Raw genomic sequence first — 15,688 nt, forward strand, 5'->3', positions numbered from 1 at the left:
TCCCGACGCAGGAACGCGCCGCCGCGCCCACGGCCCGAGCCGGGGGAGCGCAGCCGCGTCGGTCTATGAATCCCCCGTTCACCGGCCGTGCGGCGGCAGGCGCGTGTCGCTCGCAATAGACTTCGAGAATGCCCGCACCGCAGAATCCGAACACCGGCGAGTTCGACATCAAGCCCCGCAGTCGCGTCGTCACCGACGGCATCGAAGCCACCACGTCGCGCGGAATGCTCCGCGCGGTCGGCATGGGCGACGAGGACTGGGACAAGCCCCAGATCGGCATCGCGTCGAGCTGGAACGAGATCACCCCCTGCAACCTCAGCCTCGACCGCCTCGCGCAGGGCGCCAAGGAGGGCGTCCACGCCGGTGGCGGGTATCCGCTGCAGTTCGGCACCATCTCCGTCTCCGACGGCATCTCGATGGGCCACGAGGGCATGCACTTCTCCCTCGTCTCGCGCGAGGTCATCGCCGACAGCGTCGAGACCGTCATGATGGCCGAGCGCCTCGACGGCTCCGTGCTGCTGGCGGGCTGCGACAAGTCGATCCCGGGCATGCTCATGGCATCCGCCCGCCTCGACCTCTCGAGCGTCTTCCTCTACGCCGGCTCGATCGCTCCGGGCTGGGTCAAGCTCAGCGACGGCACCGAGAAGGACGTCACGATCATCGACTCGTTCGAGGCCGTGGGCGCGTGCCTCGCGGGCAAGATGAGCGAGGCCGACCTCAAGCGCATCGAGTGCGCGATCGCCCCGGGTGAGGGGGCGTGCGGCGGCATGTACACCGCCAACACCATGGCCTCGGTCGCCGAGGCGCTGGGTCTGAGCCTCCCGGGTTCGGCGGCCCCGCCGTCGGCCGACCGTCGCCGCGACTACTTCGCCCACCGTTCGGGCGAAGCGGTCGTCAACCTGCTGCGCCAGGGCATCACCACGCGCGACATCCTCACCAAGGAGGCGTTCGAGAACGCCATCGCCCTCGCGATGGCCCTCGGCGGCTCGACGAACGTCGTGCTGCACCTCCTCGCCATCGCCAACGAGGCCGAGGTCGAGCTCAACCTGCACGACTTCAACCGCATCGGCGACCGCACCCCGCACGTGGCCGACATGAAGCCGTTCGGCCAGTACGTCATGAACGACGTCGACCGTCACGGCGGCATCCCCGTGATCATGAAGGCGATGCTCGACGAGGGCCTGCTGCACGGCGACGCGCTGACCGTCACGGGCAAGACGCTCGCCGAGAACCTGGCCGACCTGAACCCCGACCCCGTCGACGGTAAGGTCATCCACTCGTTCAACGACCCCATCCACGCCACCGGCGGCATCACGATCCTGCACGGCTCGATGGCTCCCGAGGGGGCCGTCGTGAAGTCCGCCGGCTTCGACGGCAACGTCTTCGAGGGGCCGGCCCGCGTGTTCGAGCGCGAGCGCGGCGCAATGGACGCCCTCGAGGCGGGCGAGATCGCCGCCGGCGACGTCGTCGTCATCCGCTACGAGGGTCCCAAGGGCGGCCCCGGCATGCGCGAGATGCTGGCGATCACCGCCGCCATCAAGGGCGCGGGCCTCGGAAAAGATGTACTACTCTTGACGGACGGTCGATTCTCAGGCGGCACAACCGGACTGTGCATCGGCCACATAGCTCCCGAAGCGGTGGACGCAGGTCCTATCGCCTTCGTGCGCGATGGTGATCTGATACGGGTCGATATCGCCGCTCGCACTCTCGACTTGATCGTCGAGCCGGACGAGCTGAGTTCCCGCCGCGACGGCTGGGAACCGCTTCCCCCGCGCTATACCCGTGGCGTTCTGGCCAAGTACTCCAAGCTCGTGCACTCCGCCGCGGAGGGCGCGGTCACGGGCTGACGGCCGTCCCCTTTCACCTTCTTACGGTTCTCGAGGTACTCCCATGTCCATCGATTCCCCCACGGCAGCCGTGCCCCGGCCGCCGGCCCGCACCGCTCCGGCGCCCGTGATGACGGGAGCGCAGGCGGTCGTGCGTTCCCTCGACCTGCTCGGCGTCACCGACGTGTTCGGCCTGCCGGGCGGGGCGATCATGCCCGTCTACGACCCGCTCATGGACGACGAGCACGTCCGGCACATCCTCGTGCGGCACGAGCAGGGCGCCGGCCACGCGGCCGAGGGCTATGCCGCCGCCTCCGGCAAGGTCGGCGTCGCGATCGCGACGTCGGGCCCCGGCGCGACGAACCTCGTCACCGCGATCGCCGACGCCTACATGGACTCGGTGCCGCTGGTGTGCATCACCGGCCAGGTGTTCTCGACGCTCATGGGCACCGACGCCTTCCAGGAAGCCGACATCGTCGGCATCACGATGCCGATCACCAAGCACTCGTTCCTGGTGAAGTCGGCCGAGGAGATCCCCGGCGCGATCGCCGCGGCCTTCGAGATCGCCTCGACCGGTCGCCCCGGCCCGGTGCTCGTGGACATCACGAAGGACGCCCAGCAGAACGAGGCGCCGTTCGTGTGGCCGCCCAAGATCGACCTTCCCGGCTACCGCCCGGTCACCAAGGCGCACGGCAAGCAGATCCAGGCCGCGGCCCAGCTGCTCGCCACCGCGCAGAAGCCCGTGCTCTACGTGGGTGGAGGTGTCATCCGCGCCCGGGCGTCGGCCGAGCTCAAGGCCCTCGCCGAGGCGACCGGTGCGCCGCTCGTCACGACGCTGATGGCGCGCGGCGCGTTCCCCGACTCGCACGAGCAGCACCTGGGCATGCCGGGCATGCACGGCACCGTGCCCGCGGTGCTGGCGCTGCAGGAGAGCGACCTCATCGTCTCGCTCGGCGCCCGCTTCGACGATCGCGTCACCGGCAAGGCGGCGCTCTTCGCGCCGAACGCCCAGGTGGTGCACGTCGACATCGACCCGGCCGAGATCTCCAAGATCCGCACCGCCGACGTGCCGATCGTGGGCGACCTCAAAGAGGTGCTCGTCGACCTGGATGCCGCCTTCCGCGCCGCCGACGCCGAGCACCCGCACGACTACACCGAGTGGTGGACCTACTTGAACGGCCTCCGCGAGGAGTTCCCGCTCGGCTACACGCCCACCACCGACGGTCTGCTCTCGCCGCAGTACGTCATCCAGCGCATCGGCGAGATGACCGGTCCCGAGGGCGTCTTCGCCTCGGGTGTCGGCCAGCACCAGATGTGGGCGGCGCAGTTCATCAAGTACGAGCGCCCCAACGCCTGGCTCAACTCCGGTGGCGCCGGCACGATGGGCTACGCCGTGCCCGCGGCCATGGGCGCGAAGGTCGCCCAGCCCGAGCGCGCCGTGTGGGCGATCGACGGCGACGGCTGCTTCCAGATGACCAACCAGGAGCTCGCGACCTGCGTCATCAACGACATCCCGATCAAGGTCGCGATCATCAACAACTCCTCGCTCGGCATGGTGCGCCAGTGGCAGACGCTGTTCTTCGACGGACGCCACTCCAACACCGACCTGAACACCGGTCACGGCACGCGTCGCATCCCCGACTTCGTCAAGCTCGCCGAGGCCTACGGCTGCCTCGCGATCCGCGTCGAGAAGGAAGACGAGATCGACGCCGCCATCCAGCTAGCGTTGGACACGAACGACCGCCCGGTCGTGATCGACTTCGTCGTGAGCGCCGACGCGATGGTGTGGCCGATGGTCCCGCAGGGCGTCAGCAACAGCTACGTCCAGTACGCGCGCGATCACTCGCCCGCCTTCGCCGAGCAGGAAGACTGAGATGTCTCGTCACGTTCTGAGCCTCCTCGTCGAGGACAAGCCGGGTCTGCTGACCCGCGTCGCCGGTCTCTTCGCCCGCCGCGGCTTCAACATCGAGTCGCTCGCCGTGGGCGTCACCGAGGTGCCGGGGCTCTCGCGCATCACGGTCGTCGTCGACGTCGAAGGCCTCCCGCTCGAGCAGGTGACCAAGCAGCTCAACAAGCTGATCAACGTCATCAAGATCGTCGAGCTCGACCCCGCGGCATCCGTCCAGCGCGAACACGTGCTCGTGAAGGTGCGCGCCGACAACGCCAGCCGCTCCAACGTGCTCGAGGTCGTCAACCTCTTCCGCGCGTCGGTGGTCGACTACGCGCCCGACGCCATGGTCATCGAGATCACCGGCGACTCGGGCAAGGTGAGCGCCTTCCTCAAGGCGATCGAACCGTTCGGCGTGAAGGAGCTCGCGCAGTCCGGGCTCCTCGCCGTCGGCCGCGGCGGCAAGAGCATCACCGAGCGCGTCCTTCGCGGCTGACCCCGTCGGCCCCCGTCGGTCCCTGAGCCTGTCGAAGGGCTCGACTCCCCGAATCACGTCGGTCCCTGAGCCTGTCGAAGGGCCCGACTCCCCGAATCACGTCGGTCCCTGAGCCTGTCGAAGGGCCCGACTCCCCGAATCTCGTACGTCCCACAACCCCCGGTCCCTTCGACTCGCTCAGGGACCTGAATCCAAGGAGAACATCCCCATGGCAGAGATCTTCTACGACGACGACGCCGACCTCTCGATCATCCAGGGCAAGAAGGTCGCCATCGTCGGCTACGGCTCGCAGGGCCACGCCCACGCGCAGAACCTGCGCGACTCGGGCGTCGAGGTCGTCATCGCGCTCAAGGACGGCTCCAAGTCGGCCGCCAAGGCGCAGGAAGACGGCTTCGAGGTCAAGAACGTGGCGGATGCCGCGGAGTGGGCCGACCTCATCATGATCCTCGCGCCCGATCAGCACCAGCGCTCGATCTTCGCCGACTCGATCAAGGACAAGCTGACCGCGGGCAAGACGCTGGCCTTCGCGCACGGCTTCAACATCCGCTTCGGCTACATCGACGCCCCCGAGGGTGTCGATGTCATCCTCGTCGCCCCCAAGGCTCCCGGCCACACCGTGCGTCGCGAGTACGTCGCGGGCCGCGGCATCCCCGACATCATCGCCGTCGAGCGCGACGCCTCGGGTTCGGCCTGGGACACCGCTCTGTCGTACGCGAAGGCCATCGGCGGCACCCGCGCCGGCGTCATCAAGACGACCTTCACCGAAGAGACCGAGACCGACCTGTTCGGCGAGCAGGCCGTGCTGTGCGGTGGCATGAGCCACCTCGTGCAGGCCGGCTTCGAGACCCTCGTCGAGGCGGGCTACCAGCCGCAGATCGCGTACTTCGAGGTGCTGCACGAGCTCAAGCTCATCGTCGACCTCATGTGGGAGGGCGGCATCGCCAAGCAGCGCTGGTCGATCTCCGACACCGCCGAGTACGGCGACTACGTCTCGGGCCCCCGCGTCATCTCGTCCGACGTCAAGGACAGCATGAAGGCCGTCCTCTCCGACATCCAGTCGGGCGCGTTCGCCGAGCGCTTCATCGCCGACCAGGACAACGGCGCCCCCGAGTTCCTCGCGCTGCGCGAGAAGGAGCAGGGTCACCCGATCGAGGCCACCGGCAAGGAGCTGCGCGGTCTGTTCGCGTGGAAGCAGCAGGACTCCGACTACGTCGAGGGCTCGGCCGCGCGCTGATCCGTCGATCGTCTCGAACGCCCCGTGGCTCCGGCCACGGGGCGTTCGCCGTTCCCCGGGTCCGGAGGCCGTCAGCGTCCGTGATCGGCGGGGCGCGGCCCGGTCGCGGGGGAGCCCCGCTACCGTGGAGCCGTGAGCACTCCGCGCGATGACGACGCCCTCTCGTGGGGCGGTGACGACGACCCGACGCTCGACGTCGGCGACAAGCGCGTGCCCGAGGCGGTCCCGCACGATCGCGTCGGTCTCGAGCCGCGGGAGCAGGGTGGGGCGCAGCGCGCGTCGGGCGAGCCCGAGCCGCTGCAACCGACTCCCGAGCCCGAGCCTCTGCAGCCGGCCGAGACCGCGACGTCGCGACGCCCGCAGGTCGCGCCTCCGACGGTGCAGGACGACGCCGTCGCCGCTGACGACGACACGGATGCCGATTCCTCGGCGCCGCTGGGCAACGTGGGTCTCGTCGGCATCGGCATGGTCGCGGCGACGTTCCTGCTCTTCGCCCTCGGCTGGCTCTTCGCGGGTCTGCGATTGCGCGAACTCGGTCTGCCGATCCCCGACGTCACGGTGATCGCCCTCACCGCGGGAGCCGTGCTCGCGCCGCTCGTGTGGTTCGTCGCGGTCCTCGTGCTCACCCGCTCGTGGCGCACGTGGCAGCGGTTCCTGCTTCTCATCGTGGGGATCGTGCTCCTCGTTCCCTGGCCGTTCCTGTCGGTGGGAGCCCTCGCATGAGCACCGCCACCCGCACACGCGTCCTGCCGACCTGGCTGGTGGTCACCATCGCCGGCCTCTTCGGACTGTTCTACGCCTACGTCGTATGGAGCTCGGTCGCGCTGCTGATCACGCAGGCCACCGGTCCTCTCGGCCTCAACGCCCTCGGGTGGGTCGTCTACATCCTGCCGATCGTCTTCCCCCTCATCGCGTTCGCCGTCGCCTTCGGGATCGGCGCGCGTCGGGCCGCGGGGGAGTTCGCTCTGGCGATGCTCGCGGGCCTCACCCTCTCGGCGGCGTTCTGGCTCGCGATCGTCGGTTACGGAGCGACGTCGTACGGGCTGTACGGGGGCTGAGGTGCCGGGGTTCCCGGCATCCGTTGATTCGTCCAGCGCGGGCTGGTGTGCGCCGGGTGCGCCGCGAGACGGCGCGGGGTCGACGTCCCGCTTGCCGGCGGACCTCCCGCTTGCCGGCTGACCTCCCGCTTGCCGGCGGACCTCCCGCTTGCCGGCTGACCTCCCGCTCGCCGGCGGACCTCCCGCTTGCCGGCTGACGCCTGGCGGTCTGAGGGATGCCGTCTCGCGGCGCGGTCGCTGCGCTCGGGGTGGCGGCGGATCGCCGAGGGCGGCGCTGTCGCCGCGGAGGGCGGCGTCGCGCGTCACACGGTCGGGTGGGCATTCCGGGCCGCGCTAGGCTGGCACACGGCCCGCACGGGTCGTGCGCCCGGTTCGCGCCGGCGGTGCGCGGCGGTGCGCGCCGGTCCCCAGCACCGTTTCGAAGGACGCATCCGTGACGAAGCCCGTCGTGCTCATCGCCGAAGAACTCTCTCCCGCCACGATCGACGCGCTCGGCCCCGACTTCGACGTGCGCAACGTCGACGGGACCGACCGCCCCGCGCTGCTCTCGGCCCTGGCCGAAGCCCACGCGGTGCTCGTGCGCTCGGCCACCCAGATCGACGCCGAGGCCCTCGCCGCGGCGCCGTCGCTGAAGGTGGTCGCCCGCGCGGGCGTCGGCCTCGACAACGTCGACATCAAGTCGGCCACCGCGGCCGGCGTCATGGTGGTCAACGCCCCCACCTCGAACATCATCTCGGCCGCCGAGCTGACCGTCGGACACGTGCTCAGCCTCGCCCGTCGCATCCCCGCCGCGCACGCCTCGCTCGCGCAGGGCCTGTGGAAGCGCAGCTCGTTCACCGGCACCGAGCTCTTCGAGAAGACGATCGGCATCATCGGCCTCGGCCGCATCGGCGCCCTCATCGCCGCCCGCCTGCAGGGCTTCGACATGCGCGTCATCGCGTACGACCCCTACGTCACGGCCGCCCGCGCCCAGCAGCTCGGGGTGCAGCTCGTCTCGCTCGACGAGCTTCTCGAGCAGAGCGACTTCGTCACGATCCACATGCCGAAGACGCCCGAGACCACCGGCATGATCGGCGCCGAGCAGCTGCGCCGCATGAAGAAGAGCGCGTACGTCATCAATGTCGCCCGCGGCGGCCTGATCGATGAAGAGGCGCTGTTCGAGGCGCTGACGACCGGCGAGATCGCCGGCGCCGGCCTCGACGTCTTCTCGACCGAGCCCCCCGCCGAGGGTGGCCCCGCCCGCAAGCTCCTCGACCTCCCGAACGTCGTCGTCACGCCGCACCTCGGTGCCAGCACCGAAGAGGCGCAGGAGAAGGCCGGCGTCTCGGTCGCCCGCAGCGTCAAGCTCGCCCTCGAGGGCGACCTCGTCCCGGATGCCGTGAACGTCGCCGGTGGCGCGATCGACCCGTTCGTGCGCCCCGGTATCGCGCTCGTCGAGATGCTCGGCCAGTTCTTCAGCGGCCTCGCCGACAGCGCCCTCACGAGCCTCGACATCGAGGTGCGCGGCGAGCTCGCGCAGTACGACGTGAGCGTGTACCGCCTCGCGGCGCTCAAGGGATACTTCAGCCGCATCGTGAGCGAGAGCGTCTCGTACGTCAACGCGCCGCTCTTCGCCGAGCAGCGCGGGGTCGAGGCCCGTCTCGTGGTCGAGGCCGAGAGCCCGCTGTACCGCAACATCACGATCCTGCGCGGAACCCTCGCCGACGGCTCGACGCTCACGGTCGCGGGCACGCTCGCCGGCACCCGGATGGTGCCCAAGGTCGTCGCGATCAACGGCTACGACATCGAGGTGCCGATCGAACAGCACCACATCGTGATGCGCTACGCCGACCGCCCGGGCATCGTCGCCATCTACGGCCAGAAGCTCGGCGAAGCCGGCATCAACATCGCCGGTCTCCAGGTGGCGGCTCAGGATGCCACGGGCCGCGCACTCTCGGTGCTCACGGTCGACTCGCCGGTTCCCGACGAGATCCTCGGCGCGATGCGCGAGGCCGTCGGCGCCGATCTGTTCCGTCAGATCGAGATCGTCGAGGGCTGAGACCCGAACGTGTGACGGGGGAGGGGGTCGCTGGGGCGGCCCCCTCTTCGGCATCCGGCGGCGCGTTGCGGCCGAGGGCCGGTTGGGGCGAGGCTCGCGGACGGGCCGAAACGTGGGTGAGCACAACCTCCGCGATGTGCACGACCTCCGTCGTAGGCGTCCCGTTCGGACGGAGGTTCTGCGAATCGCGGAGGTTGTGTCCGGGGCAGCCGAGGGGTGGTGGGTGCAGCCTCCGCGATGTGCAGGAACTCAGTCGGATGCGTCCCGTTCGGGGCTGAGGTTGTGCGCATCACCGAGATTGTGTGCGCGGGGTGGGTGAGCACAACCTCCGCGATGTGCGCGACCTCCGTCGCCGGCGTCCTGTTCGGGCGGGGGTTGTGCGAATCGCGGAGGTTGTGTGCGGGGCGTCGCCGAGGGCTCCGCGGACACGACGCCGCGAGTCGCGTACCGGCGGATGCGATGCCGCTGAGCCGTCGCGACGACCACCGCCGCGTACGCAAGAGGCGTTGCGTCAGGTGGTCGCGGCGACCACGGCGTCGATGAGCGCGTCGAGCGCGGGCCCCTCGAGAGCCGGGCCGGGGAGCGCGTTCAGGTCGAGTACGGCGTTGAAGTAGAGACCGTCACTGACGAGCAGCACCATCTGCAAGGCCGTCTCGTCGCGAGTGTGCGCACGCAGGCTCTCTTCCCACAGCTCCCGCACGCGGCGGAGGGAGGCGGATGCCGTGTCGTTGCCGTTCTGCGCGAGACGGGACACCGCGAGGATCGTGACGTCGAGGGGCGAGCCGGTGTTCTGCGACGAGCGCAGGTGAGCGGCGACGACCCCCTCTGCGGACTTCTCGATCTCGTCGACGTCTTCTTGAGCCAGGCGCTCGAGGCGTTCGACGAGGGCCGCTTCGAGGGCGCTCTTGGAGTTGAAGTGGTAGAGCAGCCCGCCCTTCGACACTCCGGCGCCGCGGGCCGTGGCGTCCATGGTCGCGGCTCGTTCACCCTCGTCGACGAGGATCTTCGTGAACGCGTCGAGGACGGCTTCGCGGGCGAGTGGGGGGCGGCTCATGACTCCTCGATCGTAATGGCGGACGGCTGTGCTTCTCTGTTACTATACCGGCTGGACGGTTAAGAAACGGATCGGAAGCATGCTCACCTCGTCGTTGCCCACCTCGGAGATTGCCGTGACCCGCGCCGGCTGGCGTGGCTGGTTCGCGCTGACGGTGCTCATGCTGCCCGTGCTGCTCGTTTCCGTCGACAACACGGTGCTGAGCTTCGCCCTGCCCGAGATCGCGTTGTCGCTGCAGCCGTCGAGCATCGAGCAGCTCTGGATCATCGACGTCTATCCGCTCGTGCTCGCCGGTCTGCTGGTCACGATGGGGACCCTGGGCGACCGGTTCGGTCGTCGGCGGCTGCTCCTCATCGGCGCCACCGGCTTCGCCGCGGTGTCCGCGCTGTCGGCCTTCGCTCCCACGGCGGCGCTCCTCATCGCGGGGCGCGCGCTCATGGGTGTCTTCGGTGCCATGCTCATGCCCTCGACGCTGTCGCTGTTGCGCAGCATCTTCCGCGATCGCGATCAGCGGCGCTTCGCCATCGCGATCTGGGCGTCGGGCTTCTCGGCGGGCGCCGCGCTCGGGCCGATCGTGGGCGGTTTCCTCCTCGAGCACTTCTCGTGGGGGTCGGTCTTCCTCATGGCGGTGCCGGTTCTCGTCCCGCTGCTGATCCTGGCCCCGTTCTTCGTGCCCGAGAGCCGCGACCCGCACCCGGGCCGGTTCGACCCCGCGAGCGTGCTTCTGTCGCTCGCGACGATGGTGCCGATCGTCTACGGCATCAAGAAGCTCGCGGTCGACGGTCCGCTCTCGCTCGCCCCCGTGCTGTTCGTCGTCGGCATCGTCTTCGGGTGGCTCTTCGTGCGCCGCCAGCGCTCGCTTCCCACCCCCATGCTCGATATGACACTGTTCCGCCGGGGCACGTTCTCCGGTGCGATCCTGGTCAATCTCCTCAGCGTCGTCGGACTCGTCGGGTTCCTGTACTTCGTCGCCCAGCATCTCCAGCTCGTGGTCGGGCTCTCACCCATGGTGGCCGGCTTCGCCCTGCTGCCGGGACTCGTGCTCATGATCGTCGCCGGACTGGCGGTGGTGCCCGTGGCCAAACGCATGGCGCCTCGCGTGGTCGTGCCCGTCGCGCTGACGTTCTCCGTCGTGGCATACGTGATGGTGGCGCTGTCCACCGCCGACCTCGTCCAGCTCATCGTGGCGTTCGGGTTGCTCGGCATCGGCATCGGTGCGGCCGAGACGGTGTCGAACGAACTCATCCTCTCCAGCGCTCCGTCGGCCAAGGCGGGCGCCGCGAGCGCCGTGTCCGAGACAGCCTACGAAGTGGGCGCCGTGCTCGGCACGGCCGTGCTGGGCGGCATCCTGGCCGCGTTCTACCGTGCGGAGCTCGTCCTTCCCGACGGGCTGCCGGAGGCGGCGGCCCAGGGGGCGCGAGAGACCCTCGCCGGAGCCGTCGCCGTGTCGCAGACGCTCGACGATCCGGCGCTGGCCGAGGCCCTGCGTCTCGCCGCCGCGCACGCGTTCGACTCCGGTGTCGTGATCACGGCGCTGATCGGCGCGGGCCTGATCGTCGTGGCCGCGGTGATCGCTGCCACTACCCTGGGAGGGTCCCGCGGCACGTCGACGAAGTGACGTGCCCCGAGCTCTGAGGAGAGCGATGTCGCGTGTCGTGAAGCTGGCCGTCATCCCCGGTGATGGCATCGGTCCCGAGGTCGTGGGGGAGGCCGTGAAGGTCCTCGACGCGGTCACCGCCGATTCGGGAGTGACGTTCGAGAAGACGCCGTTCTCGCTCGGAGCGGGCCGCTACCTCGAGACGGGCGACACCCTCACCGACGACGACCTGGCCGCCATCGCCTCGCATGACGCGATCCTCCTGGGCGCCGTCGGGGGAGTGCCGGGCGATCCGCGACTGAAGGACGCGAACATCGAACGCGGTCTCCTGCTCAAGCTGCGCTTCGAGCTCGACCACTACGTCAACCTCCGTCCGTCGAAGCTCTACCCCGGGGCGACCGGGCCGCTGGCCGAGCCCGGCGAGATCGACTTCGTCGTCGTGCGCGAGGGCACCGAGGGCCCCTATGTCGGAAACGGCGGCGCGATCCGACGCGGCACCCCGCACGAGGTCGCGAACGAGACATCGGTCAACACGGCGTACGGCGTCGAGCGCGTCGTGCGCTACGCCTTCGCCCTGGCCGAGCGTCGTCGGCACAAGCTCACCCTCGTGCACAAGACCAACGTGCTCGTGCACGCCGGGGGTATGTGGAAGCGGATCGTGGATGCCGTGGCATCCGAGTTCCCGGGGGTCGACGTAGACTACCTGCACGTCGACGCGGCAACCATCTTCCTGGTCACGAACCCGGGCCGCTTCGACGTGATCGTCACCGACAACCTCTTCGGCGACATCCTGACCGACTTGGCCGGCGCCGTCACCGGTGGCATCGGCCTCGCCGCTTCGGGCAACATCAACCCCGACGGCGCTTTCCCCTCGATGTTCGAGCCCGTGCACGGATCGGCGCCCGACATCGCGGGATCCCAGAAGGCCGACCCCACGGCCGCGATCCTCTCCGTCGCCCTGCTGCTCGATCACCTCGGGCTGACCGACGAAGCCGCCCGCGTCACCCGCGCGGTCGAGGACGACATCGCGAGCCGTGACGGCGCCCGCACCACCGCTCAGATCGGCGACGCCATCGCCGCTCGCGTCCAGGCGTAACCTGGACCGATCGGCCCGCATCGCCCCCGGCACACGAAGAGTTTTGGATCACAGATGACGACCATCGACACCGACCCCGACACCGGACTCGACCCGCTCGAGTTCGCGGTCACCCGCAACCTCGCCGCCAAGAGCGCGGCCGACCGCGATGCCATCCTGGCCAGCCCCGGCTTCGGGCAGAACTTCACCGACCACATGGTCGACATCTGCTGGTCGGTGCGTGGCGGATGGCACCGCCCGCGCGTCTCACCCTACGGCCCCATCTCCCTCGACCCCGCGGCCGCGGTGCTGCACTACGGCCAGGAGATCTTCGAGGGCATCAAGGCCTACCGGCACGCCGACGGCTCGGTCCACACGTTCCGCCCCGATCAGAACGGTCGGCGTCTGCAGCGCTCGGCTCGCCGTCTCGCCCTGCCCGAGCTGCCCGTTCCCTACTTTTTGCAGTCGCTGCGCGAACTCATCGCCGTCGACGGCGCGTGGGTCCCCTCGGGTGAAGACCAGAGCCTGTACCTGCGACCGTTCATGTTCGCCAAGGAGGCGTTCCTCGGCGTCCGCCCCGCGCACAAGGTCGCGTACTACCTGATCGCGAGCCCCGCCGGCGCCTACTTCAAGGGCGGCGTGCAGCCGGTCTCGATTTGGCTCAGCGAGGACTATTCGCGTGCCGGCAAGGGCGGAACGGGTGCGGCCAAGACCGGCGGCAACTACGCCGCGAGCCTGCTCCCGCAGTCCGAGGCCTACGAGAACGAGTGCGACCAGGTCGTCTTCCTCGACCAGGACCGCAACGTCGAGGAGCTCGGCGGCATGAACGTCGTTTTCGTCTACAAGGACGGCACCATCGTCACCCCGCAGTCCGACTCGATCCTCGAGGGCATCACGCGCGACTCGCTCCTGCAGCTCGCGCGCGACCGCGGCCACCACGTCGAGGGACGCAACGTCTCGCTGACCGAGTGGCGCGAGGGCGTGGCATCCGGTGACATCGTCGAGGTGTTCGCGTGCGGCACCGCGGCTGTGGTCACGCCGATCGGCATGCTCAAGGGACGCGACTTCATCGACGAGCAGCCCTCGGGCACGCTCGCCCTGGAGCTGCGCGAGGAGCTCACGAACATCCAGTACGGCCGCGCCGAAGACAAGCACGGCTGGCTGTACCGCCTCGACGCCTGACCCGCGTCGTCCTCGGAGGGGCTCCCGGATGCCGGGGGCCCCTCCATCGTTTGCGCCGGGGATATCGGCCTGGTCGCACGCATGGACGCGCTGCCCTCGTGTTTCCCGGCGCGGATCGCGTTCAAGCGTGCGAAGAGGCGGGCGGCCCGGGCCGGTGTCGGACCCCGCGGATAGGCTGGCCCGGTGAAGATCGCTCGATTCAGCCACCAGGATGCCCTTCGCTACGGGATCGTCGACGACGATCACCTCGTCGTGCTCGAGGGCGACCCCATGTTCGCCGGGTTCGGCACCACCGGCGAGCGCATCCCGCTCGCCGACGTGACGCTGCTCGCGCCCGTCATCCCGCGGTCGAAAGTCGTGTGCATCGGGAAGAACTATCACGATCACGCGGCGGAGATGGGCGGCGAGGCGCCGGCCGAACCGCTCATGTTCCTCAAGCCCAACACCTCGGTGATCGGACCGAACGACGTCATCGTGCGTCCCACGAGCCTCAGCTCCCAGACCGACTACGAGGGCGAGCTCGCCGTCGTCATCGGGCGCATCGCGAAGAACGTGCCCGCCGAACGGGCGGGGGAGTACATCTTCGGCTACACCGTCGCGAACGACGTCACGGCCCGTGACCTCCAGCGCACCGACGGCCAGTGGTCGCGCGCCAAGGGCTTCGATACCTTCTGCCCGGTCGGGCCCGTCATCGAGACCGATCTCGACGTGTCCGCCGCGTCGATCACCACTCGCGTCAACGGGGAGGTGCGCCAGCAGGGTCCCGTGTCCGACATGATCCACGACATCCCCACCCTCGTCGCCTACGCGTCGGCCGTGTTCACGCTGCTCCCGGGCGACCTCATCCTCACCGGAACCCCCGCCGGGATCGGGTCCTTCGTCGCCGGCGACGTCGTCGAGGTCGAGATCGACGGCATCGGGGTGCTGCGCAACACCGCCCGCGATGCCTGACACCGCCGCGCCGGCGGGCATCGATCTCGCCGCGACACAGCGCCGCACGGTGCGTGTGCTCGCGGCGGGCCAGGTGCTCACCGGCGTGGCGTTCGGAGCGACCCTCTCCCTCGGCGCCCTGCTCGCGGCCGACCTGTCGGGGCAGGAAGCCCTGTCGGGCTTCGCCACGGCGTCGGTCACGCTGGGGGCCGCCCTCACCGCGATCCCGCTCGCGCGACTCGCCGCGCGCCGCGGGCGTCGCCTCGCCCTGACCACCGGCAACATTGCTGCGCTGACGGGCATCGCCGTCGTCATCGCCGCGGCCGCGACACGGGCGTTCCCCCTCCTGCTCGTCGGTATCGCGCTGATCGGGGCCGGTAACGCCGCCACCCTGCAATCGCGATTCGCGGCGACCGACCTCGCTCCCACCGCACGACGCGGTCGCGACCTCGCCACGGTCGTGTGGGCCACCACGGTCGGCGGGGTGGTCGGTCCGCTCCTGCTGGCGCCCGGCGAACTCCTCGGGGCGAGCATCGGGATGCCGCGCCTCACCGGTGCGTACCTGTTCTCGTTCGCCGCTCAGGCGTGCGCCTTCGCACTGTACGTCCTGGTCCTGCGCCCCGACCCGCTGCTGCTGGCCCAGCGTCTCGACCGCGAGAGGGCGGCCTCCGCCCCCGTGGCACCCCAGACGGACCGGCCCGCGCTCGCGCGCTTCGCGATGCTCGCCGTCGCCGCGTCGCACGTGACCATGGCGTCGGTGATGGCGATGACGCCCGTTCACCTGTCGCACATCGTCGCCCCGGATGCCGTGACCCTGGCCGTCGGCGTCACGATCGCTTTGCACGTGTTCGGGATGTACGGATTGTCGCCGGTGTTCGGGATCCTCGCGGATCGCTGGGGTCGCATCCCGGTGATCCTGCTTGGCCAGGTGCTGCTCGCGGCGGCGCTCGTCGCCGCGGCCGCGTTCGCCGATACGCAGGTCGGTGTGCTGGTCGCGCTAGTACTGCTCGGTCTCGGGTGGAGCGCGGCGACCGTCGCCGGCTCGGCGCTGCTGACGGAGGCGACGCCGCTCGCGCTGCGACCGCGCCGGCAGGGTCGCAGCGACACGCTCATGACGGCCTCGGCGGCGGTGGGGTCGATCCTGGCGGGACTGATCCTCGGGCTCGCCGGCTACGGCGGACTGGCGCTCTGGGCGTTCGTTCCCGTCGGCCTGGTCTGCCTGGGCGCGTCGCTCGTCGGGCGAGCTCCTGTCGCGTCCGCCCGCGCGTGAGGAGTCGCGCCGTGGCGCGCTCGCGCGACGGCGCGTGACA

13 protein-coding genes are annotated in these 15,688 nt (G+C 69.9%); 12 read left to right on the plus strand and 1 reads right to left on the minus strand.

All coding sequences use genetic code 11. From position 1 onward, the window contains the following. The first annotated feature begins 128 nt into the window (after positions 1-128). From ilvD to serA, 7 genes are all read left to right on the plus strand, one after another. On the plus strand, positions 129-1,847 hold the full coding sequence (gene ilvD / locus Q0818_RS04930; protein ID WP_298872177.1) for a dihydroxy-acid dehydratase: 1,719 nt from the start codon (positions 129-131) through the stop codon (positions 1,845-1,847). Between the two features lie 43 nt (positions 1,848-1,890). Further along, positions 1,891-3,699: an acetolactate synthase large subunit gene (locus tag Q0818_RS04935; RefSeq protein WP_298872180.1), complete on the plus strand. Its 1,809-nt coding sequence runs from the start codon at positions 1,891-1,893 to the stop codon at positions 3,697-3,699. 1 nt (position 3,700) lies between these two features. Beyond that, positions 3,701-4,210, plus strand: coding sequence for an acetolactate synthase small subunit (ilvN, locus tag Q0818_RS04940; RefSeq protein ID WP_298872183.1), 510 nt, complete (start codon positions 3,701-3,703; stop codon positions 4,208-4,210). Between the two features lie 208 nt (positions 4,211-4,418). Further along, positions 4,419-5,444 carry a ketol-acid reductoisomerase gene (gene ilvC / locus Q0818_RS04945; protein ID WP_298872185.1) on the plus strand — a complete coding sequence of 342 codons (1,026 nt, stop codon included), beginning with the start codon at positions 4,419-4,421 and terminating at the stop codon, positions 5,442-5,444. Between the two features lie 132 nt (positions 5,445-5,576). Beyond that, positions 5,577-6,167: a DNA polymerase III subunit gamma/tau gene (locus tag Q0818_RS04950; protein ID WP_298872187.1), complete on the plus strand. Its 591-nt coding sequence runs from the start codon at positions 5,577-5,579 to the stop codon at positions 6,165-6,167. Next, positions 6,164-6,502: a bacitracin resistance protein gene (locus Q0818_RS04955; RefSeq protein ID WP_298872190.1), complete on the plus strand. Its 339-nt coding sequence runs from the start codon at positions 6,164-6,166 to the stop codon at positions 6,500-6,502. The genes Q0818_RS04950 and Q0818_RS04955 overlap by 4 nt, the downstream gene beginning before the upstream one ends. 433 nt (positions 6,503-6,935) lie before the next feature. Beyond that, positions 6,936-8,540, plus strand: a complete 1,605-nt coding sequence (gene serA, locus Q0818_RS04960; RefSeq protein ID WP_298872192.1) for a phosphoglycerate dehydrogenase — start codon at positions 6,936-6,938, stop codon at positions 8,538-8,540. 511 nt (positions 8,541-9,051) lie between these two features. On the opposite strand, the gene Q0818_RS04965 is transcribed toward serA, so the two are convergent. Further along, positions 9,052-9,594, minus strand: coding sequence for a TetR/AcrR family transcriptional regulator (locus Q0818_RS04965; protein WP_298872195.1), 543 nt, complete (start codon positions 9,592-9,594; stop codon positions 9,052-9,054). A 79-nt stretch (positions 9,595-9,673) separates the two neighbouring features. Between Q0818_RS04965 and Q0818_RS04970 the strand changes: the two genes are divergently transcribed. The 5 genes from Q0818_RS04970 to Q0818_RS04990 all read left to right on the plus strand — a co-directional run bounded on the left by Q0818_RS04970 (position 9,674) and on the right by Q0818_RS04990 (position 15,648). Next, on the plus strand, positions 9,674-11,212 hold the full coding sequence (locus Q0818_RS04970; RefSeq protein WP_298872198.1) for an MFS transporter: 1,539 nt from the start codon (positions 9,674-9,676) through the stop codon (positions 11,210-11,212). A gap of 25 nt (positions 11,213-11,237) precedes the next feature. Continuing rightward, positions 11,238-12,287, plus strand: coding sequence for a 3-isopropylmalate dehydrogenase (locus Q0818_RS04975; RefSeq protein ID WP_298872201.1), 1,050 nt, complete (start codon positions 11,238-11,240; stop codon positions 12,285-12,287). A gap of 54 nt (positions 12,288-12,341) precedes the next feature. Then, positions 12,342-13,448, plus strand: coding sequence for a branched-chain amino acid aminotransferase (locus Q0818_RS04980; RefSeq protein ID WP_298872205.1), 1,107 nt, complete (start codon positions 12,342-12,344; stop codon positions 13,446-13,448). Positions 13,449-13,631: 183 nt separating this feature from the next. Next, positions 13,632-14,399, plus strand: coding sequence for a fumarylacetoacetate hydrolase family protein (locus Q0818_RS04985; RefSeq protein WP_298872208.1), 768 nt, complete (start codon positions 13,632-13,634; stop codon positions 14,397-14,399). Continuing rightward, positions 14,392-15,648: an MFS transporter gene (locus Q0818_RS04990; RefSeq protein ID WP_298872210.1), complete on the plus strand. Its 1,257-nt coding sequence runs from the start codon at positions 14,392-14,394 to the stop codon at positions 15,646-15,648. The genes Q0818_RS04985 and Q0818_RS04990 overlap by 8 nt, the downstream gene beginning before the upstream one ends. The last annotated feature ends 40 nt before the right edge of the window (positions 15,649-15,688 follow it).

The organism is uncultured Microbacterium sp. (assembly GCF_947489255.1).
GTDB lineage: Bacteria > Actinomycetota > Actinomycetes > Actinomycetales > Microbacteriaceae > Microbacterium > Microbacterium phycohabitans.

Coding starts and splice junctions, on each gene's coding strand:
- ilvD (WP_298872177.1), top strand. CDS start 129: ATGCCCGCACCGCAGAATCCGAACACCGGCGAGTTCGACATCAAGCCC.
- Q0818_RS04935 (WP_298872180.1), top strand. CDS start 1,891: ATGTCCATCGATTCCCCCACGGCAGCCGTGCCCCGGCCGCCGGCCCGC.
- ilvN (WP_298872183.1), top strand. CDS start 3,701: ATGTCTCGTCACGTTCTGAGCCTCCTCGTCGAGGACAAGCCGGGTCTG.
- ilvC (WP_298872185.1), top strand. CDS start 4,419: ATGGCAGAGATCTTCTACGACGACGACGCCGACCTCTCGATCATCCAG.
- Q0818_RS04955 (WP_298872190.1), top strand. CDS start 6,164: ATGAGCACCGCCACCCGCACACGCGTCCTGCCGACCTGGCTGGTGGTC.
- Q0818_RS04965 (WP_298872195.1), bottom strand. CDS start 9,594: ATGAGCCGCCCCCCACTCGCCCGCGAAGCCGTCCTCGACGCGTTCACG.
- Q0818_RS04970 (WP_298872198.1), top strand. CDS start 9,674: ATGCTCACCTCGTCGTTGCCCACCTCGGAGATTGCCGTGACCCGCGCC.
- Q0818_RS04975 (WP_298872201.1), top strand. CDS start 11,238: ATGTCGCGTGTCGTGAAGCTGGCCGTCATCCCCGGTGATGGCATCGGT.
- Q0818_RS04980 (WP_298872205.1), top strand. CDS start 12,342: ATGACGACCATCGACACCGACCCCGACACCGGACTCGACCCGCTCGAG.
- Q0818_RS04990 (WP_298872210.1), top strand. CDS start 14,392: ATGCCTGACACCGCCGCGCCGGCGGGCATCGATCTCGCCGCGACACAG.